This window comes from Tepidiforma sp., from assembly GCF_026419595.1.
In the GTDB taxonomy this organism is placed as follows: domain Bacteria; phylum Chloroflexota; class Dehalococcoidia; order Tepidiformales; family Tepidiformaceae; genus Tepidiforma.
This window is the reverse complement of the sequence record NZ_JANZZD010000123.1, coordinates 258-551: the sequence shown is the minus strand read 5'-3', so window position 1 is coordinate 551 and position 294 is coordinate 258. Positions and strand designations below refer to the sequence as shown.

The following is a 294-nucleotide window of genomic DNA, read 5'->3' as shown; positions in this document are numbered from 1 at the left end:
GTCACGGGTTGCGCCAGGAAATTGAGCCGCATGGGCTGCGCAATTTGCAAACACGCGTCGGGAAGGCCGGAGAGGTCTACACTGACGGGCTGATATGCCGAGGTCACGGCCCAGGCCGGCGCACAGATATCGCCCCGCTGGCCGCTGTTCCACCGGCTGCTGCTGACGGCCACGTCCTCGCAGCGCAGGACGATGCGGATGATGCCCTTCTTGCCGTACCCGGAAACCGTATCCAGCCACGCCTCGACCCGATCCCACGCGTACGCGCCCGGCGCCGGCTCCAGGTCGCGCCAA

Annotated in this window: 1 protein-coding gene; it reads right to left on the bottom strand. The window is 67.3% G+C overall.

The features are described from left to right. Window positions 1-294: hypothetical protein (locus N2041_RS14730; RefSeq protein ID WP_297679383.1), on the bottom strand; the 294-nt coding region annotated here is incomplete at both ends.